The 26,041-nt window shown below is 71.4% G+C and carries 28 protein-coding genes; 19 read left to right on the top strand and 9 right to left on the bottom strand.

The window, feature by feature from the left end; genetic code table 11:
• The first annotated feature begins 482 nt into the window (after nt 1–482).
• Together AKI01S_RS16570 and AKI01S_RS16565 are read left to right on the top strand one after the other, a co-directional pair.
• Nucleotides 483–1,478: an ATP-binding cassette domain-containing protein gene (locus tag AKI01S_RS16570; protein ID WP_067817756.1), complete on the top strand. Its 996-nt coding sequence runs from the start codon at nt 483–485 to the stop codon at nt 1,476–1,478.
• A gap of 37 nt (nt 1,479–1,515) precedes the next feature.
• Nucleotides 1,516–2,352, top strand: a complete 837-nt coding sequence (locus AKI01S_RS16565) for an ABC transporter permease (protein ID WP_245681649.1) — start codon at nt 1,516–1,518, stop codon at nt 2,350–2,352.
• Nucleotides 2,353–2,403: 51 nt separating this feature from the next.
• On the opposite strand, the gene AKI01S_RS16560 is transcribed toward AKI01S_RS16565, so the two are convergent.
• Nucleotides 2,404–2,778, bottom strand: a complete 375-nt coding sequence (locus AKI01S_RS16560) for a hypothetical protein (protein ID WP_067817750.1) — start codon at nt 2,776–2,778, stop codon at nt 2,404–2,406.
• A 419-nt stretch (nt 2,779–3,197) separates the two neighbouring features.
• Nucleotides 3,198–5,300: a sensor histidine kinase gene (locus tag AKI01S_RS16555; protein WP_067817747.1), complete on the bottom strand. Its 2,103-nt coding sequence runs from the start codon at nt 5,298–5,300 to the stop codon at nt 3,198–3,200.
• 164 nt (nt 5,301–5,464) lie between these two features.
• On the opposite strand from AKI01S_RS16555, the gene AKI01S_RS16550 reads away from it, so the two are divergent.
• From AKI01S_RS16550 to AKI01S_RS16515, 8 genes are all read left to right on the top strand, one after another.
• On the top strand, nt 5,465–6,121 hold the full coding sequence (locus AKI01S_RS16550; RefSeq protein WP_067817744.1) for a response regulator: 657 nt from the start codon (nt 5,465–5,467) through the stop codon (nt 6,119–6,121).
• 114 nt (nt 6,122–6,235) lie between these two features.
• Nucleotides 6,236–6,535 carry a hypothetical protein gene (locus AKI01S_RS16545; RefSeq protein WP_067817741.1) on the top strand — a complete coding sequence of 100 codons (300 nt, stop codon included), beginning with the start codon at nt 6,236–6,238 and terminating at the stop codon, nt 6,533–6,535.
• A complete protein-coding gene (locus AKI01S_RS16540; RefSeq protein ID WP_067817738.1) occupies nt 6,532–7,581 on the top strand; it encodes an NAD-dependent epimerase/dehydratase family protein in 1,050 nt (349 codons plus the stop codon). The genes AKI01S_RS16545 and AKI01S_RS16540 overlap by 4 nt, the downstream gene beginning before the upstream one ends.
• 12 nt (nt 7,582–7,593) lie before the next feature.
• On the top strand, nt 7,594–8,529 hold the full coding sequence (locus AKI01S_RS16535; protein WP_067817735.1) for a UbiA prenyltransferase family protein: 936 nt from the start codon (nt 7,594–7,596) through the stop codon (nt 8,527–8,529).
• 47 nt (nt 8,530–8,576) lie between these two features.
• Nucleotides 8,577–9,608: a glycosyltransferase family 2 protein gene (locus AKI01S_RS16530; RefSeq protein WP_067817732.1), complete on the top strand. Its 1,032-nt coding sequence runs from the start codon at nt 8,577–8,579 to the stop codon at nt 9,606–9,608.
• Nucleotides 9,598–10,614, top strand: a complete 1,017-nt coding sequence (locus AKI01S_RS16525) for an endonuclease/exonuclease/phosphatase family protein (protein ID WP_067817728.1) — start codon at nt 9,598–9,600, stop codon at nt 10,612–10,614. Before AKI01S_RS16530 ends, AKI01S_RS16525 begins: the two co-directional genes overlap by 11 nt.
• Nucleotides 10,607–11,653: a lysylphosphatidylglycerol synthase domain-containing protein gene (locus AKI01S_RS16520; RefSeq protein WP_067817726.1), complete on the top strand. Its 1,047-nt coding sequence runs from the start codon at nt 10,607–10,609 to the stop codon at nt 11,651–11,653. The genes AKI01S_RS16525 and AKI01S_RS16520 overlap by 8 nt, the downstream gene beginning before the upstream one ends.
• Before the next feature lie 281 nt (nt 11,654–11,934).
• A complete protein-coding gene (locus tag AKI01S_RS16515; protein ID WP_067817846.1) occupies nt 11,935–12,312 on the top strand; it encodes an STAS domain-containing protein in 378 nt (125 codons plus the stop codon).
• A gap of 6 nt (nt 12,313–12,318) precedes the next feature.
• On the opposite strand, the gene AKI01S_RS16510 is transcribed toward AKI01S_RS16515, so the two are convergent.
• Genes AKI01S_RS16510 through AKI01S_RS16500 form a run of 3 tightly spaced genes read right to left on the bottom strand, consistent with a single transcriptional unit; the run spans nt 12,319 to nt 14,537 of the window.
• Complete coding sequence (locus tag AKI01S_RS16510) at nt 12,319–13,347, bottom strand: alpha/beta fold hydrolase (protein WP_067817723.1); 1,029 nt, start codon at nt 13,345–13,347, stop codon at nt 12,319–12,321.
• Between the two features lie 29 nt (nt 13,348–13,376).
• Nucleotides 13,377–13,868 (bottom strand): DinB family protein, encoded by a 492-nt coding sequence (locus AKI01S_RS16505; RefSeq protein WP_067817720.1) that lies wholly within the window; start codon nt 13,866–13,868, stop codon nt 13,377–13,379.
• 42 nt (nt 13,869–13,910) lie between these two features.
• Nucleotides 13,911–14,537, bottom strand: coding sequence for an SAM-dependent methyltransferase (locus AKI01S_RS16500; protein ID WP_067817717.1), 627 nt, complete (start codon nt 14,535–14,537; stop codon nt 13,911–13,913).
• A gap of 87 nt (nt 14,538–14,624) precedes the next feature.
• Between AKI01S_RS16500 and AKI01S_RS16495 the strand changes: the two genes are divergently transcribed.
• The 6 genes from AKI01S_RS16495 (at nt 14,625) to AKI01S_RS16470 (ending at nt 18,496) form a co-directional block, all read left to right on the top strand.
• Nucleotides 14,625–15,230, top strand: coding sequence for a helix-turn-helix domain-containing protein (locus AKI01S_RS16495; protein WP_067817714.1), 606 nt, complete (start codon nt 14,625–14,627; stop codon nt 15,228–15,230).
• Between the two features lie 147 nt (nt 15,231–15,377).
• Complete coding sequence (locus AKI01S_RS16490) at nt 15,378–15,704, top strand: PadR family transcriptional regulator (protein ID WP_067817711.1); 327 nt, start codon at nt 15,378–15,380, stop codon at nt 15,702–15,704.
• Entirely contained in the window at nt 15,701–16,057 is a 357-nt protein-coding gene (locus AKI01S_RS16485; RefSeq protein WP_067817708.1) for a DUF1048 domain-containing protein, read from the top strand. The genes AKI01S_RS16490 and AKI01S_RS16485 overlap by 4 nt, the downstream gene beginning before the upstream one ends.
• Before the next feature lies 1 nt (nt 16,058).
• Nucleotides 16,059–16,385: a DUF1048 domain-containing protein gene (locus AKI01S_RS16480; protein ID WP_067817705.1), complete on the top strand. Its 327-nt coding sequence runs from the start codon at nt 16,059–16,061 to the stop codon at nt 16,383–16,385.
• A 369-nt stretch (nt 16,386–16,754) separates the two neighbouring features.
• Nucleotides 16,755–17,705 carry an ATP-binding cassette domain-containing protein gene (locus AKI01S_RS16475; RefSeq protein WP_067817702.1) on the top strand — a complete coding sequence of 317 codons (951 nt, stop codon included), beginning with the start codon at nt 16,755–16,757 and terminating at the stop codon, nt 17,703–17,705.
• Nucleotides 17,702–18,496: an ABC transporter permease gene (locus AKI01S_RS16470; protein ID WP_067817699.1), complete on the top strand. Its 795-nt coding sequence runs from the start codon at nt 17,702–17,704 to the stop codon at nt 18,494–18,496. Before AKI01S_RS16475 ends, AKI01S_RS16470 begins: the two co-directional genes overlap by 4 nt.
• A gap of 138 nt (nt 18,497–18,634) precedes the next feature.
• Here AKI01S_RS16470 and AKI01S_RS16465 read toward each other — a convergent pair whose 3' ends face one another.
• Entirely contained in the window at nt 18,635–19,393 is a 759-nt protein-coding gene (locus tag AKI01S_RS16465) for a MerR family transcriptional regulator (protein WP_067817696.1), read from the bottom strand.
• A gap of 10 nt (nt 19,394–19,403) precedes the next feature.
• On the bottom strand, nt 19,404–20,288 hold the full coding sequence (locus AKI01S_RS16460) for a DUF2268 domain-containing putative Zn-dependent protease (protein ID WP_067817694.1): 885 nt from the start codon (nt 20,286–20,288) through the stop codon (nt 19,404–19,406).
• Between the two features lie 281 nt (nt 20,289–20,569).
• Between AKI01S_RS16460 and AKI01S_RS16455 the strand changes: the two genes are divergently transcribed.
• Together AKI01S_RS16455 and AKI01S_RS16450 are read left to right on the top strand one after the other, a co-directional pair.
• Nucleotides 20,570–21,232 carry a DUF4097 family beta strand repeat-containing protein gene (locus AKI01S_RS16455; RefSeq protein WP_067817691.1) on the top strand — a complete coding sequence of 221 codons (663 nt, stop codon included), beginning with the start codon at nt 20,570–20,572 and terminating at the stop codon, nt 21,230–21,232.
• A 178-nt stretch (nt 21,233–21,410) separates the two neighbouring features.
• Nucleotides 21,411–22,640: a serine hydrolase domain-containing protein gene (locus tag AKI01S_RS16450; RefSeq protein WP_067817688.1), complete on the top strand. Its 1,230-nt coding sequence runs from the start codon at nt 21,411–21,413 to the stop codon at nt 22,638–22,640.
• Between the two features lie 155 nt (nt 22,641–22,795).
• Here AKI01S_RS16450 and AKI01S_RS54670 read toward each other — a convergent pair whose 3' ends face one another.
• Nucleotides 22,796–23,092, bottom strand: a complete 297-nt coding sequence (locus AKI01S_RS54670; RefSeq protein ID WP_067817685.1) for a class I SAM-dependent methyltransferase — start codon at nt 23,090–23,092, stop codon at nt 22,796–22,798.
• 175 nt (nt 23,093–23,267) lie between these two features.
• Here AKI01S_RS54670 and AKI01S_RS16440 point away from each other — a divergent pair, with 175 nt between their 5' ends.
• Nucleotides 23,268–23,702 (top strand): Fur family transcriptional regulator, encoded by a 435-nt coding sequence (locus tag AKI01S_RS16440; protein ID WP_067817683.1) that lies wholly within the window; start codon nt 23,268–23,270, stop codon nt 23,700–23,702.
• 106 nt (nt 23,703–23,808) lie between these two features.
• Here AKI01S_RS16440 and katG read toward each other — a convergent pair whose 3' ends face one another.
• Nucleotides 23,809–26,040 carry a catalase/peroxidase HPI gene (gene katG, locus AKI01S_RS16435; protein ID WP_067817680.1) on the bottom strand — a complete coding sequence of 744 codons (2,232 nt, stop codon included), beginning with the start codon at nt 26,038–26,040 and terminating at the stop codon, nt 23,809–23,811.
• Nucleotide 26,041 lies beyond the last annotated feature (1 nt).

The raw sequence follows: 26,041 nt of genomic DNA, 5'->3' as shown, positions 1-26,041 counted from the left end.
GCCCCGGCGCGCCCCGCATAAGCAGGACGGATGGCCTTCGCGGAGGCCTGGCCACTTGCCATCGCCACTCGGGCCGACCAACGATCTCATTGACGCCACAACGGGCTCTCGCCGGTGACACCCGATGGCGGCTGACACACTCGAACCAGCGGTTCACCAGGAGGTTCGTCGCGTCAGAGGCGGAGCATCGCAGCTGTGATCGCACGTCCCGCGCCTCACGGGCAAAAGGATTCAATGGCTTTATTACTCATAGGTCATTTATGATATGTCAACCCCTTAATGAAATTAATTTAGGGGTGCATTAAGGCCATAATGGAGGTATCGTGCTTTGCGTGCTCCGGGGCCAAGTCAAAGTGCGGAAGTTCCAGCCCCGGCAGATGTGACATCGACACCCGGACGGCGCGCGGCCGCCCGCCGGCTGCTCCTGGCAGGTCGCGTTCGGCGTCTTCTTTCGGCTGCCCGGAAACTGTGTGGGAGAAGCAATGGGCGTGCAATCATCCATCGCGATCCAGGCGTCGGGCCTGATCAAGATCTTCGGCGGCGACCGCGCGGTCGACGGCCTGGACCTGACGGTCCCCGCCGGGGTCGTGCACGGGTTCCTCGGCCCCAACGGCGCGGGCAAGACCACCACGATCCGCATGCTCTCCACGCTGCTGCGCCCGGACGGCGGCACGGCCACGGTGTTCGGCCACGACGTGGTGAACGAGGCGGACGCGGTGCGCGGCAGGATCAGTCTGACCGGGCAGTTCGTCTCCACCGACGAGCAGCTCACCGGCGTGGAGAACCTCGTGCTCGTCGCCCGGCTGCTGGGCCACTCCTGGCGCGACGCGCGGGCCCGCGCCACCGAACTGATCGAGGCGTTCGGGCTGGCGGACGCCGCCGACCGCCTGGTCAGGAACTACTCCGGCGGGATGCGGCGGCGGCTGGACATCGCGGCCAGCATCGTCGCCACCCCGGACCTGCTGTTCCTGGACGAGCCGACCGCCGGGCTCGACCCGCACAGCCGCAACCAGGTGTGGGACATCGTGCGGGCGCTGGTGGCCGCCGACACCACGGTGCTGCTCACCACGCAGTACCTGGACGAGGCCGACCAGCTCGCCGACCGGATCACGGTCATCGCCAAGGGCCGGGTCATCGCCGAGGGCACCCCCGGCGAGCTCAAGTCCTCGGTCGGCGTCGGCGCGCTCAACGTCCGGCTGAAGGAGCCCGGGCAGCGGCCGGAGGCCGAACGGCTGCTGGCCCGGGTCCTGGCCGTGCCGATCCACCTGGAGTCCGACCCGGCCGCCCTGTCGGCCCGGATATCCGACCCCGAACGGGTCGCGCACGCGCTGGCGGAGCTGACCCGTTCGGGGGTCCGGCTCGGCGACTTCGCGCTCGGCCAGCCCAGCCTCGACGAGGTGTTCCTGGCGCTGACCGGCCACCGGCAGGACGCCGGGACCGAGGCCGCCGAGGACGGCGCCGGCGCCGATGTCCCCTGACCCGTTCCCGTGAGCCCCTCAGAAAGGAAACATCGAAGTGACCGCACCGACCACTTCGCAGCACCCGCCCGTGACCCTGCACCGGGTGCTGTCGGTCCGTACCCGGCCGAAACGCCCCGGCCCGCTGGCGGCCTCGCTCACGCACTTCTGGCGGGCGATGCGGACCTTCCAGCACTTCCCGGCGCAGCTCATCGACATCGTGGTGTTCCCGTTCATCTTCCTGGTGGTGTTCACCTACCTGTTCGGCGGCGCCATCAGCGGGTCCACCGGCGACTACCTCCAGAACTTCGTGCCGGGCATCCTGGTGCAGACGGTGGTGATGATGTCGGTCTACACCGGCACGTCGCTGAACGGCGACATCACCAAGGGCATCCACGACCGGTTCCGCACCCTGCCGTTCTGGCAGCCCGCCACCCTGGTGGGCAACCTGCTGGGTGACGCGGTGCGCTACACGATCGCCCTGACCATCACCCTGCTGCTGGGCCTGGCGCTGGGCTTCCGGCCCGACGGCGTGCCCGGGGTGCTGGTGGCGTTCCTGCTGATGATGTTCTTCGCCTTCGCGGTCAGCTGGATCTTCACCGCCATGGGCGTGGTGGCGTCGCGGCCGGAGACGGTCTCGACCACCAGCATGATGGTGATGTTCCCGCTGGTCTTCGCCAGCAACATCTTCGTGCCCACGGACAGCCTGCCCGGGTGGATGGAGGCGTTCGTGAAGGTCAACCCGATCAGCCACGTCACCACGGCCTCCCGCGGGCTGATGCACGGCAACGCCGACGCCGGCGACATCGCCCTGACCCTGGCCACCTCCGGCGCCCTCATCGCCGTCTCCGCTCCCCTGGCGGTCTACATGTACGCCAACAAGAACAAGCACTGACGAGGTCTCACCCCGGCACGACGAACCATGTGCGTGAGGAGACGGGCGGGGTCAGGTCGCGTCGTCGACCGAGTCGTCCCAGATGACGGTGACGTGAGAGAAGTCCTCGGCGAACGTCAGGCGCACGGACTGGGAGTGCCAGACCGCGGTGTTGTAGACGTAGGCGGTCGGCAAGGAGAAGTGGATGGAGGCCGTCCGGGAGCGCCAGATCGACGGCTCGCACGGCTCGCCCTCGATCTGGATCCACTCGGCGGGGCGGGCGGCCTGGATCTCCCGGGTGGTCGTCCCCAGGTTGCCCGTGTGCGTACTGGTCCTGGTCACCTCCATGGGCACCGGAACGCCGTCCACCAGCACCCGGTACCAGTCCGCCCCCGGCCTTCTGGGGCTGAGGCACACCTGCCGCCCATCCAGCTCGAAATCCACCATGCGGTTCACACTAGAGACGAACGGCGTGGTCCATGGTGTCGGCTTGGTCACCCGTGTCCATGGCCGACCGGTCGGTCGTCACTCTGATGGCCCGAAGCCCATCCCGTCCCGGCGGCAGGGGCCGGTGGGGTTTATGTCGATTGCCGCCCACACCCCGCTCGGTTACTATAAGTCATTATCTAACTACTAAGAGTTTTGGCGGGGTGCTCATGTCGCGTTTGCTGGCTGCCGGTGGTCTCGTCCTGGCGCTACTGGTTCCCGCCTGGCCGGGATCGCAGGAAGGCGCCGTCAAGGCCACCGCGGAGGTGGTCCCCTGCTGGATATGCCCGCCGTACTGTCCGCCCTGGTGCCTGGTGGACTCCCAGCTTCCCGAACCGGGTCCCGAGGTGATCCCCTGGCCGTCGATCTGACGTCCGCCGTCACTCTTCCACGGGTTCCTCGGCAGGGGCCGGGGCCGCAGGCGCTCTCCGGGGCAGGATGGCGCGCACCACGGTGCCGTCGACGCCGCTGGACAGGCTGAACTTGCCGCCCAGTTCGGCGGCGCGTTCGGCCATCGACTGCAGCCCCGTCCCCTGCCGCCGCCGTGCGGGAACGCCCACCCCGTCGTCGCTCACCTCGATCCGCACGCTGTCGGCGTCGGCCGCCAGCGTCACCCGCGCCTGCCGGGCGCGGGCGTGCCGGACCACGTTGGTGACGGCCTCCGCGGTGATGGTGTACGCGGCGGCCTCGGTGGCGGCGGGCAGCCTCGGCAGGGGGTCGGGGTGGAAGCGGACGGTGAGGCGTGGCGTTCCCCCGCTGATGCTGGCGGCCAGCCGGCGTACCGCGCCACCGAGCCCGATCTCGGCCAGCGCGCCCGGCACCAGGCCCTCGCTGACCCGCCGCACGTCGTCGATCAGCCTCGCCACCTGGGTGGAGATCGCCTCCAGGGACGCGGCGGCGGGCGAGCGGTCCGCGATGGTGGACCGCGTGGTGTCGATGTTCAGCCGCAGCGCCGACAGGGCCGGGCCGATGCCGTCGTGGATGTCGCGGCGTAGCCGGCGGCGCTCCTCCTCCCGCGCCGTGATGATCTGCTCGCGGCTGGCGCGCAGGTCCTCGTACAGCCGCAGGAACGCCACGGCGGGGGCCGCCTGGACGGCCAGCAGCCGCAGGACCTCCCGGTCCTGGCCGTCCAGGGCGGCGTCGCCGTGGCGCGGGTGGACGCGCAGATGCCCGATGACCGTCCCGTCGTAGGTGAGGTCGAAGTTCTCCGGAGCGTGGCGCGCGTCGCCCCGGGCGGCCAGCTCCCGCAGGCCGTCACGGGTCCGCACCAGGAGCGCCGCCGCGGGCAGGCGCAGGCTCGTCACGACCGTGTCGCACAGCAGCGCGGGGGCGTCCTGGGGGCGCACCATCTGGCCCAGCCGCCGGGTGAGGTCCCGGACGACCTGGTAGGGCTGCGCGCGCCCGCCGTAGTAGAGGCGGTCGACGACGCGGGCGCACCATCGCGCGGTGGGGCGCAGCGCCACGCCGACGACGAAGGTCAGGCACGCCAGCAGGACGGTCTGAGGGCTGTGCGCGCCGGGCGCGGCCGCCGACACCGCGGCGATCGCGATGCCGTACCCGGTCAGCAGGCCCGTGGTGAGCAGGAAACCCGTCAGCAGGCGGCGCGCCGACCGGTCGATCGCCCACAGGCGGTCGCGGGTGAACATGTGGCCGACGGCGGCCGTCCACAGCACCGCGCCGCCGCCCAGCAGCAGGGCCCGCGGCCACCCCCGCAGGTGCAGCCAGTAGGCGACCTGCAACGCCACGACCCATACCGCGAACGGGACGATGAAGGCGGCCGCGTGCCGCCGCGACCGCTCCGGTGCCCGCCGCCAGTGCGGCAGCATCAACGCCAGCGCGATCACGACCAGGGTGATCGCGCTGGCCTCGATGGGGACCCGGAGCGTCCGGTACAGCAGGTCGGCGGCCTGGGCGAGCGGGCCGTGACGCAGCGGGTTGGCCACGCCGAACTGCGCGGGCTCGCGCGCGACCGGCAGGTAGGCCTGCACCAGCGCCCAGACGACCAGCGCCGCGACGTACCAGCGCAGACGGCGGTGGGGCAGCCGGCCGGAGGGGAACAGCAACGGCAGGACGCCGATCATGACCGTGTGCGGGGCGGTGCCGAGCACCCAGACCAGCAGCACCGCCGTCACCACGCCCACGCCCGCGTTCTCGGGGTGCGCGATCACGGCGCCGACCGCCGTCCGGGCCATGATGGTCCCCAGCGCGGTGCCGAGCAGCAGCCAGCCGATGACCTGCCCGCGGCGGTGCGCGACGATGAACAGTCCCGCCGTGGCCAGGGTGACGCCCACCAGAACGGGCGCGGCGTCGTCGAGCACGACGGCCGCCGGCTCCGGGCCGCGGGCCAGCCGTTCCAGCGTCAGCGCGCCCCAGGACACCAGGCACGCCAGCGCGACGACGCACATCGTCGTGGCCAACCCCAGGTCCAGCCGGGACATCGTGGCGCGGCCGCGCCACCGGGTTCGGGCGGGCTTGCTGGTCATGAGCGAGGTCCCTTCGTCGCCAGCGGGGTTGCGACTCCCTCAACGATCACCCGCCCGGCGTCCCGGGCACCTGGGTACGGTGCCTCACACCGGCCCGGCGGGCGACGCCGACCCCACGAGATCGCCACCGAGGGTAATGGAGCGGATCCACTTAGTATTGACGCATGGACCAGTCCGCCGTACGCGTCCTGATCGTGGACGATCACCCGCTCTTCCGTGAGGGACTGCGCGGCGCCCTCGACAGCGCCCCCGACATCCGCGTGGTGGGCGAGGCGGGCACCGCCGCCGAGGTGCCCGACGCGGTGGAGCGCCACCGCCCCGACGTGGTGCTGATGGACATCGCCCTGCCCGACCGGTCGGGCATCGAGGTGACCCGATCCCTGGCCGAAGGCGCCCCCGACCTGCCGGTGCTGATGCTGACGATGAGCGCCGACGACGACAGCCTGCTGACCGCCCTGCGCGCGGGGGCCCGCGGCTACCTGGTCAAGGGCGCCGGCCGGGACGAGGTCCTGAACGCCGTCCGCACGGTCGCCGCGGGCGGCGCGGTGTTCGGCCCGGAGATCACGGGACGGATCACCGCGCTGCTGGACGGCGCCCGCCGTTCGGCCGTCGCGCCGCCGCTGCCGGTGCTGACCTCCCGCGAGCGCGAGGTGCTCGACCTGGTCGCCCGCGGCCTCAGCAACCACCGCATCGCCCAGGAGCTGGTGCTGTCCGAGAAGACCGTGCGCAACCACCTCGGGCACATCTTCGACAAGCTCCAGGTCACCTCCCGGGCCGAGGCCGTCGCCCGCGCCCGGGACGCCGGACTCGGGACCGACTGAGACGACGCCGGGCCGTGTCGTGGCGGGCGCACCATGTGCCCGGGACGGCGGGCGGCCCATCGTTGGGCACCTGACCGGGCCCCAAGGGGCCGGATGTTCGGGGAGGTGCCACCGATGGCGAACGTTCGGAATCTCGATCCGGCGGTCCTGGATCCCGCGACCGTCACCGACGCGTCGTACGGGTCCGCCGGGGAGCGGCCGGTCCAGTGGGGGGTGCGGCACGCCGCCTCACCGGACCAGGTGTCGCACATCGATCCGCGCGCCGACCGGGCCGACGCGATCCACTGGCGCGACAGCCTGCGCTGGTGCGGCAACCGGGACGCCGAGCTGGTGTTCCGTCACGGCGACGGCTCCTGGCGGGGGGACGACGCGCGGCCCGCGGCCGACGGCTCGCCGCGCCGGGGGGACCGATGAACGCCCGGCGCCCGACCCTGCTGGTCACCGGTGGCAGCGGCGTGCTCGGACGGCATCTGGTACGCCGCGCCACCGAGCACGGGTACCGGGTGGTCGCGCTGGACGTCCGCCCGCCCGCGTCGCGGTCCGACCTGGTCGCGGCGCAGGTGGGCGACGTCCGCGACGAGGGGCTGGCGGACCGGCTGACGCGGGGCGCGACCGCGGTGGTGCACTGCGCCGCGGCGCTGCCCAGCCACCGCCCGGAGGAGATCTGGTCGGTGGACGTGGACGGGACGCGCACGCTGCTGGCGGCCGCCGCCCGCAACGGCGTCGAACGCTTCGTCCACGTCTCCTCCACCGCGGTCTACGGCCTGCCGCGCCTGCGGCCGACGCCCGAGGACCATCCCCTGGAGGCGGTGGACCCCTACAACCGCGCGAAGATCGCGGCCGAGGAGGTCTGCGCGCGGTTCCGGGAGCGCGGGATGTGCGTCCCGGTGCTGCGCCCCAAGACCTTCCTCGGACCCGAACGCCTGGGCATCTTCGCGATGCTGTTCGAGTGGGCGGGCGAGGGGCGCGACTTCCCGCTGCCCGGCGGCGGGCGCGTCCGGTGCCAGATGCTCGACGTCGACGACCTGTGTGACGTCGTGCTGCGGGTGCTCGGCCTGCCCGCCGCGGAGGTCGACGACGTCTTCAACGTCGCGGCCGCGAGTTTCGGCACGCTCCGCCAGGATTTCCAGGCCGTTCTGGACGCCGCCGGGAAAGGCGGCCGGGTGGTGTCGGTACCGGCCAGGCCCGCCGAGGCGGTGCTGCGCGTCCTGGCGCGGATGAAGGTCTCGCCCGTCTACGAGCGGCTCGCGCGGAAACTGCTGGAGGACTCCTACGTCTCCATCGAAAAGGCGCAGGACAGGCTCGGTTTCCGTCCCAGGTACTCCAACACCGAGTCGCTGCTGCGCACCTACGAGTGGTACCGGGCCGACGTCCGGCCGGGCTCCGGCCACCGAACGGGCCGGACCCACGACCAGCCCTGGCGGCAAGGGGCGCTGCGGCTGGCCAAGGCGATCTTCTGAAGGGGGCACGGCATGACGACCGTGGCGAATGACGAACAGGTGGCGGCAAGCCCCTCCAACCGTGACCGCGCGCGCACGCTGCTGTCGCTGCTGCGGCCGGCGCAGTGGTTCAAGAACCTCGTGGTCGCCGTCCCGCTGGTGCTGGTGGGCGACGGATGGGAATGGTCGCGGCTCGCCGCGGTCCTGTTCGGCGTGTTCCTGTTCACCTGCGCGGCATCGGCCACCTACGTGGTGAACGACATCGCCGACCACAGGCGCGACCGCTCCCATCCGGTGAAGCGGGGGCGCCCGATCGCCAGCGGCGCGGTCGGCGTGCGCCGCGCGGTCGCGGTGGCCGCGCTGGTCTACGCGGTGACCGCCGCCGCCATCGCCGTCCGGCCGATGGCCCTGGCGGTGCCGGTGGTGCTCTACATCGCGCTCAACCTGCTGTACAGCACGGTGCTCAAGCACGTGGCGCTGGTGGACGTGTTCATGCTGGCGTCCGGGTTCGCGCTGCGGGTGGCGTGCGGGTCCCTGGCGGTCGGCGACCGGCCCTCGCCCTGGCTGCTGATCTGCGTCCTGTCCGCCTCGCTGCTGCTCGGGCTGGGCAAGCGCCGCCGGGAGATGGGCGACGGGGCCGTGGCCGACCTCGGGGCGCTGCTGCACCGGCCCGCGCTGAGCGGCTACTCCCGGCAGCTCATCGACTCGCTGGTGGCGGTGACCGGCGCCGTCGCCGTGGTCGGCTACGTGGCCTACCTCAGCGTCGAGGTGACCGGCCGCCCGGTGGGGTGGTTCACCGTCATGGCCTCCACGCCGCTGGTGATGTTCGGGCTGGCCCGGTACCTCCAGGTGCTGATCGTGGGCGAGGGGGGCGGCGACCCGGCGCGCACGCTGGTCACCGACCGCCCGCTGCTGGTCGTGGGCGCCCTGTGGTCGCTGTGCTTCGTGCTCCCCCCGCTCGTCGCCTGAGCGACGGGCCCGTTCCCCGACAAGACGAACAGACGAGGTGGACACCGATGAGTCCGACGGTCTCCGTGATCATCCCGAACTACAACTACGAGAAGACGCTGGGCCTCTGCCTGAGCGCCGTGTACGACCAGACCCACCGGCCCGCCGAGGTCATCGTCGTGGACGACGGCTCCACCGACGACAGCCTCACGATCGCCGCGCGCTTCCCCTGCACCGTCCTGACGTCCGGGAGCAACCGCGGGGTGGCCGCCGCGCGCAACCTCGGCGCGGCGAGGGCGACCGGGGACGTGCTGTTCTTCCTCGACTCCGACGTGGTCCTGCGCGACGACGCCATCGCCCAGGCGGTGCGGCTGCTGGAGGAGGACCCGTCGCTGGGCTCGGTGTGCGGGATCTACACACCGGCCCCGCTCATCCGCGACTCGCTCGTCGAGGAGTACCGGTCGCTCCAGGCGCACTACTGGCGCAAGAGCTCGGTGGGCCTGGTCAACGTCGGGTTCTTCTCGCTCGGCGCCGTCCGGCGGACGGTGTTCGAGGAGATCGGGCCGTTCAACGAGCGGCTCTGGCAGACCGAGGAGGTCGACTACGGCCAGCGGCTGAGCCGGCGTTACGGGCTGCTGCTGACCGACAAGGTCGTCGGCCGCCACGATGACGACGACGCCCTGTGGCCCCTGATGCGCAAGCTGGCCCGCCGCGCGCGGCTGCGCGTACCGCTCTACCTGCGGCGGCGACGGTTCATGACCGGGTTCGAGACCCGGGAACGGGCGCTGGGAGTGCTCGCCGCCGGCGTCTCGGCGGCGGCGCTGCTCGCCTCGCCCGCCGCGCCGTCACCGGTGGTGCCGGGAGCCGTCGCGCTGGCCGGGCTGGCCGCGTTCGCCGCGTCCGACCGCCACATGTACCGCTTCGTGCGACGCGAGCGGGGCCGGGCGTTCCTCGCGTACTTCCTGGCCGTGCACTACCTGGTGGCGCTGTCGATCGCGTCCGGTGTGGCCGCCGGGCTGTTCCGGTACGCCGTCAGCGCCGAGTTCCGGGGCCTGTACGACACCGCGCCCGTCACCGTTGGAGGAGCCGGTGAGCGATGACCGCGCCGCGACGACCACGCGGCGATCCCGTGTCCGGAAGGTCCTGGTGGTCGTGTGGGGACTGTGGCTGCTGTACGCGCTGCTCAACGCGGCACTGGCGGGCCTCTGGTGGGTGTGGCTGGTGCCCTCCTCCGTCCCGCCGGTGCTGTTCCTCGCCGCCCCGGCCCTCGCCGCCGCGGTGGCGGCCGGCCTGCGCACCCGATCGACGGCGATGTGGCTGTCGATCGCGGCCGGGCTCGTGCTCGGAGCGCCGCAGAGCGACCTGACCGTCACGCCGTCCTCGCCTTCGGCGTCCCAGGGAGGCGTCCGCCTGATGTCATGGAACACCGAATACTGGGACCAGGACGAGGACCCCCGGTCCTTCTACGGCTTCATCCGCGGGCAGAACGCCGACATCTACCTGTTGCAGGAGTACGTCCACTGGAACGGCCACACCACCACGCCCCTCGACCGGCGCGCCGACCTGCGCGAGTGGTTCCCCGGCTATCACGTGGCCGTTCAGGGCGAGCTGGTCACGCTGTCGCGCGACCCCATCGTGGCCGGTGTCCGCGTATCACCGAACGTCCTGCGGACCGACATCCAGCGGGGCACCACCCGGATCGCCGTCTACAACGTTCACCTTCCGGTGCACCTGGACCTGGCGCGCAGTCCCCTGAGCGGCGGGTTCTGGTCGACCGTGCGGGAGCGTCACGCCCGGCGCCAAGCCGAACTGTCGGCACTGCGGGCCAGCCTGCGGCAGGAGCGGGGCCCCCGCCTGGTGGCGGGCGACTTCAACTCCTCCTCGGCCACCGGGGACATCGACTGGCTCCGGCAGAGCATGCGGGACGCCGCGGGCACCGGCTACCCGCGTTCGTGGCCGCAGGGCGGCGGCCTTCCCCCGCTGTGGCGCCTGGACTGGTGCTTCGTCGCCGGAGGGCTGTCGGCCGACCGCTACGAACTCCGGACGGCCCCCTCCTCCGACCACCGCCCGCAGATCGTCGACCTCTCGGGCGGCCGCCATGGCTGACCGCCTGCGCCGCGTCCCCTGGCGGGCGCTCGTCGCCTTGGTCACGATCCTCACCGGATGCGGCTACCTGTGGGCGCACCGGGCCCAGGTCACCGGGCTGGCCCTGCGCGAGGGGGCCGGCGTGCCGGTCGGCCTCCTGACCGCGTTCGCCGGAACGGTCACCGGCGGGCTGGCCTGGCGCGAGGTGCTGGCCGCGCTGGGAACGCCGCTGGGACGCCTGCCCGCGCTGGCGTCCTACCACAGCAGCCAGATCGGCAAGTACCTGCCCGGCGGCGTGGGCCCGGTGGCCGTCCAGATCACCTGGAGCCGGTCGATCGGCGCGACACCGGCCCTGGTCATGCGCAGCTACCTGCTGTCACTCATGCTGTCGTCGGCGTCGGGACTGGCCGTCGGCGGGCTGATGATGGCGCCGCGCTGGCCGCTGGGCGGGGGCCTCCTCGCGTCCGCCGGGACGGCGGGGTCCGTACTCCTGCTGTCGCGTCGCGGAGCCGCCGCGCTCGGCGCCGTCCTCAGCCGGTTGCCGAAGGCGCCGATCCCGGCGATACCGGTCGGCGCCCGGTGGGGCCGCGCGTACGCGCTGATGGTGGCCGGCTGGCTGCTCCTGGGCCTCCACGTCGGCGTCCTGCTCGACGGGTCGCCCACCGGCAGCGCCGCCGCGGTGGGGGCCGCGATCTGCGCGACCGTGACGGGGGCGGTCGCCGTGGTGCTGCCCGGAGGGCTCGGCGCCCGCGAGGGAGCGCTCTACTGGTTCCTGACGCGCACGGCGACGGCCGGACCGGCCGGGGTGACGGTGGCGCTCTCAAGCCGGATGATCACCCTCGTCACCGACATCGTCCTCGGACTGGTCGCCACCGCCGTCCTCCTGCACCTGCGCAGGAAGGCCGGCACCGGTCCCGTTCCCCGTCCCGACCCGCCGACGCCTCCAACATCGACAGAAGGCCCTGATCCCCACCGCGAACGGTGTCCATCAGGCCGTAACGAGCGCGATGAACGGCACGGCGAACAAGGCTTCGCCCCCGCGACACCCAAGCGGCAATGACATGGCCTTCCAGTCTTGGACCGGGTCCGGGGGGCGAAGACGACGTCGGCTCAGAGCGATGCGGGCCCTCACATGGCTCGGTGGCGGCCAGGGTCGTGTGCTCCGCCCACCCGAGGAGCCCGCGTTCGTGACACACTCGCTGGACAAGACGAGCTGATTGAGTGGGGCCGCTGACCTGCCGAACCGGGCTGTCGACGCCGGCACCAGCGTTGTGACCGAAGTTCTCCACCCTGAGGGGCCGCTTCCCCGAAGGCCGGGTGTTCATCGAAGGAAGCGACATCGTGAGCAGCAACCTGCAGGTCGCCGTGGTCGAACGGCGCGACACCGTGGTGGTCCTGGCGGTCACCGGCGAGCTCGACATGCGCACCAGCGCCCGGTTCCTCGACGCGGCCCGGGGCAACGCCGACCCCGGTCACCCCGACGTGATCCTGGACCTGGTCGGCGTGCCGTTCTGCGACTCCAGCGGGCTGAACGCCCTGGTCCTGCTGTACCGGCGGCTGCATGCCGCAGGTGGCTCGCTCACCCTGGCGCAGGTGCCCGACCGCCTGGCCCGGCTGCTGTCGCTCACCGGTGTCGACCGGCTGATCCCCAGCCACCTCACCACCAAGGCGGCCCTGGCCGCCCACTCCACCACGCGGAACAGCCACCCCGCGTCCTGAGTGCGGTCATCCCGCGAGGAAACGCAGGAGCTCCGCGGTGACGAACCGGGGGTTCTCCTCGACGAGCCAGTGTCCTGCCTTCGGCACGTCCACCGCGCGCACGATGTTGGTCATGCGTGGGGCCACCGTGGCCCGGATCGCGTCGAGCTGGCCTTGGGCGGTCATGAGCAGAGCCGGGACACGTGTCGGTGCCGCCGCCACGGTGTCGCGGACGTCCTTGTCGAGGGCGCGGTAGAGCTCGAAGCCTCCCGACAGGACCTCGGGCCGGCGGTAGGTCCGTGCGTACTCGTTGACCTCGGCGTCGGTGAACGGGGATCGCCGCGAGGTGCCACCGAACGCCGTGCCCCCGAACGAGACCTGGGGATAGAACAGCGCCAGGTACTCGCGGACATCGTCGCCGACGACCGCCTCGGGGACCCGCCGCTGGGAGTGGAAGGCGATGTGCCAGCTCAGCGAACGGTACGTGGACGCGTTGATCGCGGGTCCGGGGAGTGGCAGGTCGAAGTAGCCGAGACGTGCGGTGTCGCCGGGGAACTGGCTGGCGTACTGGAACGCCACCGCGGCACCGAAGTCGTGCCCGACGACGCGGGCGTCGCGTACCCCGAGACGATCGGCGATCAGCCTGTGCACGTACCGCGCCAGAGTGGCTTTGTCGTAGCCGGTAGGTGAGCCGGTGCTGTCCCCCAGGCCGGGAAGGTCGACGGCGTAGACGGTGTGCTTCTCGGCGAGCGCGGGCATGATCGGCCACCAGCCGTACCAGGTCTGGGGCCAACCATGGATCAGCACGACCGGCGTGCCGCTGCCACCGGTCACATAGTGCATGCGCACGCCGTCGACGTCGGCGAACCCGTGCCGGAAGGCGCTCTGGAACGCCGGGTCGCGCTGGACGGCGACGGCGTGGGGAGCGACGTTCCCGGCCGGCGACGTGGAGCAGGCTGCGGTGCCGGCCGGGAGCACGAGGGTGAGCGCGAGGGCCGCCGCGGTACGCGCGGATCGGAGGAGACGGCGCGTCAGCGACCGGGGTGCGGTGATCATGTGTTCCTGTCCTGGGGAGGGTGGCGGGGTCAGCGCCCGGTCGTACCGTCGATGAGTTCGCGGAGGATGTCCGCGTGGCCCGCGTGGCGGCCGGTCTCCTCGATCATGTGGGTGAGCGCCCAGCGGATGCTGGGAACGGGACGGCCCGGCCGCGCTCGGGGAACCGGCGCGCCGGGATCGGCGCACCGGTCGAGGACGGCGTTCGCGCGCTCGACCGTCTCTCGGTAGCGGGCGACGACATCGGCCACGCTGTCGGCCGGTGCGGCCTGGAACGTCGCCTGCCAGTCGGTGACGTCGTCTCCGAGGAAGGTCGAGCGTTCGACGAAGGCCAGGTGGTCGAGCAGGCCGAGCAGGTTCGTGCCCGACGGCACCGCGGCTGTTCGCACCTGCGGTTCGGGGGCACCATCGACCTTCGCGACGATCGATGCCCGGAGGTAGTCGAGGAATCCGCGCAGGACCTCGGTCTCGCTGCTTCCGGTCCGGGGCGGCGGGGTGTCGCCGCGGCGCGTGGTGGCGGGCACGGTGGTCTCCTTGCTCTGTCGGGAGCGGTGCTGGTCGCCGTGTCAGGCGGTGCGGCGGATGAGGAGGACATGGTCGGTGACCTCGGCGGTGCGCCCGCCCGGCCCAGTCGCGGTCCGGCGGGGCGCGTCGGCCCGCTCGACCGTCCACGTCGCCGCGTCCAGACCGATGCTCGCGGCGACCTCGCGCGGGCTCGGGTACGTGACGTCGGGATCCTGGTTCCACGACCACGGCGCGGTCGAACCATGGTCGACGACCAGCAGCCGTCCGTCCGGGCGCAGCGCGCACGCGGCCGAACGCAGGACGGTGGCTCGGTCCAGGTCCAGGGGCGTGTGCAGGTAGTGGGCGCAGACCAGGTCGAATCCACCCTGCGGGAAGGACTCGTGCAGGTCGTGCCGCTCGGCGATCACGCGGCCGCCCAGGCCGTGTGATCGGGCAAGGGCGGCGAGCCGCTCGACCGCCACGGCCGAGACGTCGACGGCGGTGACGTGCCACCCCTGGCGGGCGAGCCACAGCGCGTCGCCGCCGTCGCCGCATCCCAGGTCCAGCGCGTCGCCGGGCGGCAGGCCCGTGACCGTCTCGGTGAGGAGGGCGTTCGGCCGCGGGTCGACGGCCGCCGTTCGGGCCGCGTGAACGCTGTCCCAGAACGTGACCGCATCGGTGGTGCTCATCGAGACTCCTTCTGTCGGCACGCGCCCAGTTTTGCCAGGCGCCCCACGATCTGGCACGCAATCTTGCGGTTCCGGCAAGATGGCCTCGTGGACCGCACAACGGAAGACGTTCTCGAAGCGGTGGGACCTCGGTTGCGGGCGCTGCGTCGCGACCGCGGCATCACCCTCGCCGACCTCGCGGCGGCGACCGGGGTGTCGGAGAGCACCCTGTCCCGGCTGGAGAGCGGACAGCGCCGGGCGACCCTGGAGTTGCTGCTACCGCTGGCCCGTCTCTACGACGTTCCGCTGGACGACCTCGTCGGCGCCCCGCGCACGGGCGACCCCCGGATCCACCTCAAGCCGGTCCGCCGGTTCGGGATGGTCTTCGTGCCGCTGTCCCGGCGGCCGGGCGGCGTGCACGCGTTCAAGATGGTCATCCCCGCCCGGCCGTCCCCGCTCGAACCGACCCCGCAGACCCACGAGGGCTTCGAGTGGCTGTACGTGCTCAGCGGGCGCCTGCGGCTGGTGGTCGGCGAGCGCGACCTGACGTTGCCGCCCGGTGAGGCGGCCGAGTTCGACACGTCGCTGCCGCACTGGCTGGGCAGCGCCGACGGCGGCGCGGTCGAGCTTCTCATCCTGTTCGGCCTGCAAGGGGTGCGTGCACACGTACGCGCCGATGCTCACCGGTCGTCTCCCGACGGGAGCCAGGGGTAGCCCTCGTCCCCTCACGTCCACCTCCGGCGGATCGGGCCGCTTCCGCGGTCTGCGGCCACCGTCCGCCGGGCGTTGATTCACTACTCAGTGGTACTCTATAGTGGTACTCGGTACTACAAAGTACCTGCAGACCGAAGAGGGCCCGCGATGGACGACCTGACGGAGATGCTCAAGGGCACGCTGGAGGGCTGCGTGCTCCAAATCATCAGCGACGAGGAGACCTACGGGTACGCCATCACGCGTCGGCTGAACGACCTCGGCTTCGCCGACGTCGTCGAGGGGACCGTGTACACGATCTTGCTGCGGCTGGAGAGGAACGGGCTCGTCCAGGTGACGAAGCGGCCGTCCGAACTGGGCCCGCCGCGCAAGTTCTACGCGCTCAACGACGCCGGACGTGAGCACCTGGCGAAGTTCTGGGCGAAATGGCAGTACGTCTCATCACGCATCGACAGCCTCAAGGAGGGCGGGAGATGAACTTCTGGGAGACCATCACAGGCAGCGACCTCACCCGGGAATGGAAGGCGTTCGACGCCCGGGCCCAGGCCCTGCCGGAGGACTACCGGGCGGCGTGGGCACAGATCAAGAACCACCTGCTTCCCCACGCGGACTTCACCGGCCGCAACCTGATGCCGATCCTCGACGCCGCCCTGGGGCTGCTGGAGGAGACCGCGGCGGACGGGCAGAGCGTCCGCGAGGTGCTCGGCGAGGACATCGCGGGCTTCTGCGCGGCGCTGGCCGGTGGGCAGGGGGCTCGAACCTACCGCGACCGGTGGCGTGAGCAGTTGAACAGGAACGTCGCAAGGAAACTGAGCCGGCTGGGAGGCTGACGTGGGTATCCAGGACATCATCGAGGGCAAGAAGCAGTGGCGGGCGCACATGGCGCGCGTCAAGGCGCTCCCGGCGGACTACCAGATCGTCTACAAGGAGATGCAGCGGTACCTGTTCAAGGTCGGGCCGGTCGACCTGCCTGACGGGCCCCTGCTCCCGGGGATCGTCGACTTCTTCGAGGAGGGCGCCGCCGCGGGCAAGGGGGTCTTGGAACTCACCGGCAACGACGTCGCCGCCTTCTGCGACGACCTGATCAAGGACTCCCCCACCTACGCGGACCTCTACCAGGACTCCAAGCGCGAGGGGTCCGGCACGGTCGAGAGGTAACACCCCTCAACCGGAGCCGATGGAGCCCTTCGACGGGTGAGCCGACGGACAGCCTCGGTTCCCTGACCAGCGACAGCCTGCGCGTCGCCGTGCGTGCCGAGTCGCGCCGATCCCTTCCCCAGGCCATCGTCATGGCCGCTCGTGCCGCTCGTGCCGCTCGGTCGGCCGACGCCGGGGCCCCGGCACGGCGAGTCGGCGACTGCCGCGCGGCCCGGTGAGTGCGGCCGCCTGAACACCCCCACCGAGCAGCCCACCACGGACGACCACCGATCGCCGAAGCCGTGCACGGCACGCTCCTGCCGGCCCGGCGGCATCACCGCGCGCGGCCCTTGATCCCCTGTCCCCCTGTCCTCTGCGAGGAGTACCCCCATGACGAACCTGGCCATCGCGGCCAGCGGACTGCGCAAGTCCTACCGCGGCAAGAACGGCGACAAGGTCGTGCTCGACGGCATCGACCTGGCCGTCCCCGAAGGAACGATCTTCTCCCTGCTCGGCCCCAACGGCGCCGGCAAGACCACCACCGTCCAGATCCTGTCCACCCTGATCCCGGCCGACGGCGGCGACATCCGGGTGGCGGGTCACGACCTGGCCAAGGACCCCCAGGCGGTGCGCGCGTCCATCGGTGTCACCGGCCAGTACTCGGCCGTGGACAAGCTGCTGACCGGCGAGGAGAACCTCAACCTCATGGCCGACCTGCACCATCTGCCGCGCCGCGCGGGCCGGCAGCTCACCGCGCGGTTGCTGGAGCGGTTCGACCTGGTCGAGGCCGCCGGGAAACCCGTCTCCACCTACTCCGGCGGCATGCAGCGCCGCCTGGACCTGGCCATGACCCTGGTCGGAAACCCGCGCGTCATCTTCCTGGACGAGCCCACCACCGGCCTGGACCCGCGCAGCCGCCGCTCCATGTGGCAGATCATCCGGGAGCTGGTCGCCGACGGCGTCACCATCTTCCTCACCACGCAGTACCTGGAGGAGGCCGACCAGCTCGCCGACCGCGTCGCGATGCTCGACCACGGCACGCTGATCGCCCAGGGCACCCCCGAAGAGCTCAAGCGGCTCATCCCCGGCGGGCACGTCAGCCTGCGCTTCGCCGACCAGCACCACGTCGACTCCGCCCTGCGCGCCCTGGGCACCGGCTTCCTCGACGGCGACGCCCTCACCCTGCAGATCCCCAGCGACGGCAGCGTCGGCTCCCTGCGCCGGATGCTCGCCCGCCTGGACGACCACTCCATCGACGTCGAGGAACTGTCGGTCCACACCCCCGACCTCGACGACGTCTTCCTCACCCTCACCGGCAACCCCAAGGACGCAGTTCGATGAGCACCGCCGTTCGCACCCATCCCCTGGCCGACTCGGCGACGATGATCCGCCGGCGCCTGAAGCACATGCTCCGCTATCCGGCGATGACGGTGCAGATCATCGGCATGCCGGTCGTCTTCCTGCTGCTGTTCGTCTACGTCTTCGGCGGCACGCTCGGCAACGGGCTCGACGGCGGAGGAGGCCGCCAGGCGTACATCGACTACGTGACCCCCGGCATCATCCTGATGACCACGGTCGGCGCCGCCACCAGCACCGCCATCTCGGTGTCCATGGACATGGCCGAGGGGATCGTCGCCCGGTTCCGGACTATGGCCATCTCCCGGTCGTCGATCCTCACCGGGCACGTCGTCGGCACCCTGGTCTCCATCGCGATCAGCATCGTGGTCGTCACCGTCGTCGCCCTGGCGATCGGCTTCCGGCCCAACGCCAACCCCGCCGAGTGGGTCGCCGCCGCGGGCCTGCTGACGCTGTTCGTCTTCTCGCTCACCTGGCTGGCCGTCGCGCTCGGCCTGGTGGCCAAGAACCCCGAGAGCGCCAGCAACGCGCCCCTGCTGCTGATGCTCCTGCCGTTCTTCGGCAGCGGCTTCGTGCCCACCGACTCGATGCCGACCGCCCTGCGCTGGTTCGCCGAGTACCAGCCGTTCACGCCCGCCATCGAGACCCTGCGCGGCCTGCTGATGGGCGACGCCATCGGCACCAGCGCCTACCAGACCATCGCCTGGTCCGTGGGCATCACCCTGGTCGGTTTCCTCTGGTCGGTGAAGCTGTTCAGCCGCGGCCCCAGCCGCTGACCGAATCCACCGTCGGCGAACCGGCCCGACAGGGCCGTCAGACCTACGGGTCCGACGGCCCTGAACCTTTCGACACCGAAACCGCCGCTCAGGTCGGCACGGCGTGTCGGAGCTCCTCGTTTCTACGAACCACACGAGCTACATCCGGGTCCGCGCGTACGCATGCAGCGCGTCGCGGACGAACCTCGCCCCCGCGGCGTCGTCGTACATGCCCGCGAAGCGGGGGTCGTCGACGTACATGTCCCCCAGGCCTTTCACCATCTCGACCGAACGTTCCCGGTCGCCCTCGGCCGTGGGGGTGCCCGGGATCTGGCTCAGCCACCGGACGTGCCGGGCGGCCAGCGACTGAGCGTGCTCCGATGTCGGCGCGACCCCGGCCTTCGCCGCGGCGACCCATGCGGCGACGAGGTCTTCGGCGTCCTGCTTCCAGGCCCGCTGCTGGGCCAGGGTCTTGCCGTGCCACCAGTCGTTGCTCACCTGGAACGCGTGCTCGCCCCAGCGTGAGATCACCTCGTCCTTGTAGTGGTCGTTGAACCCCGCCAACATGACGTCCATCCGCGGTTCCGCCCCCGCCTCCAGGGCTTCGAGCGTGTGACGCACCGACCGGATCTGCCGTTCGATGCGGTCCCGTTCCTCTTCCAGTGCGGCGATGTGGGCGCGCAGCCCGTCGCACGCGTCCACCTCGTCGGCCAGGACCTTGGCGATGGCCGGCAAACCCATGCCCAGCCGGCGCATGAGCAGGATCCGCTGGAGGCGGGCGACCGCGGTGGAGTCGTAGTAGCGGTACCCGTTCGCGCCGATCCGGGACGGGGCCAAGAGCCCGAAGCTGTCGTAGTGACGCAGGGTGCGGCTGGTGATGCCGGCCCTTACCGCGAGTTCCTGGATCGTCCACTCCATCGTTCCAGTGTCACCCGCGATGGACCGTGGCGGCGATGATCTCCGAGCTGTCGGCGTGCAGGGCCTGCGCCGCCGTCTGCCCGGTCGCCGCCAGGTAGGCGTCGACCAGCCGGTTGCCCGCGGCGTACCCGGCGCCCATCGGCAGTCCCACCGGGGTGAGGCCGAAGCGTTCGGCGCTGGGGTCGCCGTGCACCCAGGCGGTGAAGTTCTGCATGCCTGTCACGTCGAGTCCGGTGAGCACCTTGCGGAAGACCTCGTCGTCGTGCAGGTGCGGCACGCCGATGCGGGTGGGGCCGAGCTCGTCGCCGTAGAGCTGCCGGGCGAAGGCGTCCGCCAGGCCCTCGGAGACGATGTGATCGCCGACCGTGACGGTCATCGGGTTCCACACGACCCCGCCCGGTCCGAACCGCAGGTTGTGGTGGAGTTCGTGCACGGCGGTGGCCTCCAGCCGCTCCACGTTCTCGGGGAACGGCCAGAGCGTGATCACGATGTGGCCCGAGATGCCGCCGAACCCGGTCACTCCCCGGCAGGGCCCCATGAAGTGCTCGTCACCCGGATCACCGAGCACGAACAGCACGGTGATGTCCGGGACCTCCAGCCTCGGCGTCGCCTCCAGCAGGACGGCGAGGGCATCGTCGAGGGCGCGTCGCATCCGTTCCCAGGCCCCGGCCGCCGCCAGGGTTTCGAGCGCGTCGAGGCAACGCCGCTCGTCGCGGTCGATGGGGAACCCGGACGCTTCGAGGTGCATGGCCACCAGGTCGATCTCGCCGGGGTGGTAGCGGTACATGTCCCTGGTGGGCTCCAGCATCGAACGCAGCAGGCCGACGCGGTCCGCGACCGGGGCCAGCAGGATCCGCCGCATGGCGGAGTAGGTGTCAAGAACAGTGATCGACATGGCCGCGATGCTAGAAGTTGACGCAACGTCAGGGTCAAGCCGGCGGTGCCGATCCGATCCGAGTCCCCGAAGCGCTGCTCCCCTAGGCCCCGACATAGCGTTCACTTGCAATCCAATGCAACGACCTGTAGGGCGGCGTTGCATTATCTTGCAAGATCGATGCAACGATTGCTCTGCATCTACCTGCATAAACTTGCTTTAGTCGCAACGATCTTCTTGCGGATTCCGTCAAGGCAACGTAGCTTTTCCAATGTCAGAAACGACGAGCGTAGGAGCCCACGATGCAGACGTTCTCCACCCCCGCCCCGATCACCGTCGCCCTGGACATCCCCGCCGGGCGCGTGCAGTTCATCGCCGCCGACCGGACCGACACCACCGTCCAGGTCCGCCCCGCCGACCCCTCGCACGGCCGCGACGTCAAGATGGCCGAACAGACCACGGTCGACTACCGCGACGGTGTCCTGCGGATCATGGCCTCGGCCAAGAACCAGATCCTCGGCCCGTCCGGGTCCATCGAGGTGACCGTCCAGCTGCCCGCCGGTTCCGGGGTCGAGGCGAAGGCGGCCAGCGCCGAGGTGCGGGCCGCGGGACGGCTCGGCGAGGTCACCTTCAAGGGGTCCCACGGCCCGGTCGAGATCGAAGAGGCCGCCGGCCTCCACCTCACCACCGACGCCGGTGACGTCAAGGTCGGCCGCCTGGACGGCCCCGCGGACATCAGCACCGGCAAGGGCGACATCGACATCACCGAGGCCGTGCGCGGCACGGTCACGCTGCGCACCCAGGCCGGTGCCATCTCGGTCGGCGCCGCCCCCGGCGTCTCGGCCGCCCTGGACGCTCACACCTCCTACGGGCGCGTCCACAACAGCCTCAAGAACGATGGCACCGCCGAGCTGAACATCCGCGCCACCACCGACTACGGCGACATCACCGCCCGCAGCCTCTGACCCGTGGCCGTTGAGGTCGTGCCCGAAGGAATCGGCCCGAACGGCACGGGCACGACCACCGCCGTCTGGCCCCCGTACCCCTGCGCCCCCGGCCCACCAGGCCCGGTTCACCGAGGCCATGAGCACCACGCCGGGGCGCATCCCGTAGATCGAACGCTTCTAAGTAAGGAGATTGGTGATGGAGAACGGTAACAACGGCTTGTCCGCTGCGGGGCTGCGCAGGCTGCGTGGTGTGTTGGAGCGGCATGTGGAGTCGGGCAAGATCCCCGGGCTGGTGGCGCTGGTCGGCCGGGACGGGCACACCCACCTGGAGGCGCTGGGCACCCTGCACCATGGCGGGGGTGCGCCGATGCGCGGTGACACCCTGTTTCGGATGGCCTCCACCTCCAAACCGGTGGCGATCGCGGCGGCGATGGTGCTGGTCGATGAGTGCCGGTTGCGGCTGGATGACCCCATCGACCCCTGGCTGCCCGAGCTGGCCGACCGCCAGGTCCTCAAGCGCGTGGATGGCCCGCTGGAGGACACCGTGCGGGCGCGGCGCCCGATCACGGTGCGGGATCTGTTGTCCTCCACCTTCGGGCTGGGGATGGACATGACCTCGCTGGGCACCCCGATCATGAACGCGATCTTCGCCCAGGGGCTGACCCCCAACCTGCCCGAGCCCATGCCCGCCCCCGATGAGTGGCTGCGCCGGCTGGGGGAGTTGCCGTTGATGTACCAGCCCGGTGAGCGCTGGCAGTACCACATCAGCCACGATGTGCTGGGGGTGCTGGTGGCCCGGGTCACCGGCCAGCCGCTGGAAACCTTCCTGCACGAGCGCCTCTTCGAACCGCTGGGCATGGTCGACACCGGCTTCCATGTGCCCCCGGGCAAGATCGACCGATTGCCCACGCTGTATGCCCCCGACCCCCAGACCGGGCAGATGGTGGTGTGGGACGCCCCCCAGGGCGGCCGCTGGAGCCAGCCCCCGGCCTTCCCCAGCAGTGGGGGCGGGCTGGTCTCCACCGCCGGTGACTACCACGCCTACTTCCAGATGCTGCTGGACGGCGGCATCCACCGCGGGCGGCGGATCTTGTCCCGGCCGGCCGTTGAGCTGATGACCACCAACCAGCTCACCGCCGTGCAGCAGGCCGCCCGGCACGCCCTGGCGGTGGACAACGTGCACCTCTCCCACGGCCAAGGGCAGCAGGGTGGCTGGGGGTTTGGCATGGCGGTGCGCACCTACCGCGGGGACTATGCGCCGGTGGGGCAGTTCGGCTGGGACGGCGGGGCCGGGACCGCCACCTACGCCGACCCGGTCAACCGGCTGGTGGGCATCCTGCTCACCCAGGTCGGCGCCTCCACCCCCGACTCCATGCGCCTGATCCACGACTTCTGGACCACCCTGTACCAGGCCATCGACGACTGACACCGAGCCCGCACCCAACGCCGCCGCCACCAGCGGCAACGCCGCACACACAACGAAGTGCGACTGCAATGCCGAGTCGCTTGTGGACGACAGCGCTGACCAGCACATGAAAAGGGGCCCCGGCGACCGTGCCGGGGCCCCTCTGCCGTACCTGCTCAGCCAGCCTGAGGCAGCCACCGAACCGCCAAGGCGGACCGGCGGACCTCTGCGCCTTCCGCCACTCCCCCACCGGCGGCGCCCTCAGCCCCCGTCCGCGGGGGCGCCGACGCCGCCCACCATCGTCCATGGCGTTCCCGCAGCCGCGCCCGGATGCCGTGCGGGTCGTCGTCCGGGCAGATGAAGTGCGGGATCGCCACCAGCAGGACGGCCTGGTGCACGTTCCGCCGGGTGGGCGGCCCGGCCCCGATGTCGAGGAACCGCCGGATGCCGCGCTCGGCGGTCGGATACCGCACCGCGTCCGAGGAAGGTCCGGTTGGCGCGGGCGGTCACCGACGCCATCGGGTTGGCCGTGATCATCACAGGCACGCCGCGCCGTTGGACCGAAACGCGGTCTTCGTCCCGGTCCTGGACGTGCGACACCTCACGTCAAGTTGAATGATTCGCGTTTAGGAACGTAGGTTGGGCGCCATGACCGCATCCCAGCCCCCGACCACCGCAGAGGAGCTGCGCGGTGCCGGCCTGCGGGTGACGGCCGCCCGCGTCGCGCTGCTCGAGACCGTCCGGAACGGCGACCACCTCGACGTCGAGACCATCGCCTCGGGGGTGCGTGACCGCGTGGGTCACATCTCCCTCCAGGCCGTGTACGAGGCCCTTCACGCGCTCACCGCGGTGGGGCTCGTGCGCCGCATCGAGCCCGCCGGCAGCCCGGCCCGGTTCGAGGGACGCGTCGGCGACAACCACCACCACCTGGTGTGCCGCAACTGCGGGGCGGTCAAGGACGTCGACTGCGTCGTGGGGCACCCGCCCTGCCTGACCCCGGTGGACGACGCCGGCTACCTGATCGACGAGGCCGACGTCACGTTCTGGGGGCTGTGCCCCCGGTGCCGCTCCGGGTCCGGCTGACCGCGCCCCTCCCGGCGCCGCGCCGGAGGCGGACGACGCCGGAAGGAACGCCGGTCGGACCGCAGACGTTCGGGCCGGCCCGCGCGGACCGACCCGAACGCCCGGATCAGGCGAGGTCGAACCGGTCGAGGTTCATGACCTTGTCCCACGCCGCGACGAAGTCGCGCACGAACTTCTCCTTCGCGTCGTCGCCGGCGTAGACCTCGGCGAGCGCGCGCAGCTCCGAGTTCGAGCCGAACAGCAGGTCGACGCGGCTGCCGGTCCACCTGACCTCGCCGGTGACGGCGTCGCGGCCCTCGAACGCCTCGGCGTCCTCCGACGTCGGCCGCCACGTCGTGCCCATGTCGAGCAGGTTGACGAAGAAGTCGTTGGTCAGGACCCCGGGGTTCTCGGTGAGGACGCCCAGCGGCGACCGCTGGTGGTTGGCGCCCAGCACCCGCAGCCCGCCGACCAGGACCGTCATCTCGGGCGCGCTCAGCGTGAGCAGGTTCGCCCGGTCGATGAGCAGGTACTCGGCCGGCAGCCGGTTGCCCTTGCCGAGGTAGTTGCGGAACCCGTCGGCGGACAGCTCCATCGCGGCGAAGGACTCCACGTCGGTCTGCTCCTGCGACGCGTCCACGCGTCCCGGCGTGAAGGGCACCTCGACGTCGTACCCGGCGTCCCTGGCGGCCTTCTCGACGGCGGCGCACCCGGCGAGCACGATCAGGTCGGCGAGCGAGATCCGCTTGTCACCGGTCTGGGCGGCGTTGAACGACTCCTGGATCCCCTCCAGGGCGCGCAGCACCACCGCCAGCTCGTCGGGGTCGTTGGCCTCCCACCCGTTCTGCGGCTCCAGGCGGATGCGCGCGCCGTTGGCGCCGCCGCGCTTGTCGCTGCCGCGGAACGACGAGGCCGACGCCCACGCGGCGAAGACCAGCTGGGAGACCGTCAGCCCCGAGGACAGGACCTGCTCCTTCAGGGCGGCGACGTCCTCGGGCCCGACCAGCTCGTGGGTGAGCGGCGGGAGCGGGTCCTGCCACAGCAGCGTCTCGGCCGGGACCTCCGGTCCCAGGTAGCGCGCGACGGGACCCATGTCGCGGTGGGTCAGCTTGAACCACGCGCGGGCGAACGCGTCGGCGAACTCGTCGGGGTTCTCCAGGAAACGCCGCGAGATCTGCTCGTAGATCGGGTCGAACCGGAGCGACAGGTCGGTCGTCAGCATCGTCGGGGCGTGCCGCTTCGACGGGTCGTGCGGGTCGGGGACGAGCCCGTTGCCGGCGCCGTCCTTGGGCTTCCACTGGTGGGCGCCGGCGGGGCTCTTGGTGAGCTCCCACTCGTAGGCGAACAGGGTCTCGAAGAAGCTGTTGTCCCACGCGGTCGGGGTGGGGGTCCAGATGCCCTCCAGCCCGCTGGTGATCGCGTCCCCGCCCTTGCCGGTGCCGTAGGTGCTCGTCCAGCCGAGGCCCTGCTCCTCGAGCGGGGCGCCCTCGGGCTCGGGGCCGACGTGGTCCGCCGGGCCCGCGCCGTGCGTCTTGCCGAAGGTGTGCCCGCCGGCGATGAGGGCGACCGTCTCCTCGTCGTTCATCGCCATGCGGCGGAACGTCTCGCGGATGTCCCGGGCCGCGGCGATCGGGTCCGGGTTGCCGTTGGGGCCCTCCGGGTTGACGTAGATGAGGCCCATCTGGACGGCGGCCAGGGGGTTCTCGAGCTCCCGGTCGCCGCTGTAGCGCTCGTCGCCGAGCCAGGTGCTCTCGGGGCCCCAGTAGACGTCCTCGTCGGGCTCCCACACGTCCTCGCGGCCACCGGCGAAGCCGAACGTCTTGAAGCCCATCGACTCCAGGGCGACGTTGCCGGCGAGGACCATCAGGTCGGCCCACGAGATCTGCTGGCCGTACTTCTTCTTGACCGGCCACAGCAGCCGGCGGGCCTTGTCGAGGTTGGCGTTGTCCGGCCAGCTGTTGAGGGGCGCGAAACGCTGCTGGCCGGCTCCGGCGCCGCCGCGGCCGTCGCTGATGCGGTAGGTGCCCGCGCTGTGCCACGCCATCCGGATGATGAACGGGCCGTAGTGCCCGAAGTCGGCCGGCCACCAGTCCTGCGAGGTGGTGAGCGCCTCCGCGATGTCCCGCTTCACGGCGGGCAGGTCGAGGCCCTTGAACGCCTCGGCGTAGTCGAACTCCTCACCGAGGGGGTTGGCCACGGCGGGGTTCTTGGCGAGGATCCGCAGGTTGAGCCGGTTCGGCCACCAGCCGCGGTTGCCGCCGCCCTGGGTGGGGTGCGGGGCGCGCTCGTGTGCGACCGGACAGCGGCCCGCGCTCTCGGTGTTCGTGTCGTAGACGACCGGCTCTTGGGTTTCCGACATG

The sequence above is a fragment of the Actinomadura kijaniata NBRC 14229 genome, assembly GCF_001552175.1.
GTDB classification, from domain to species: Bacteria; Actinomycetota; Actinomycetes; order Streptosporangiales; family Streptosporangiaceae; genus Spirillospora; species Spirillospora kijaniata.
This window is presented reverse-complemented; position numbering and strand designations above follow the sequence as displayed.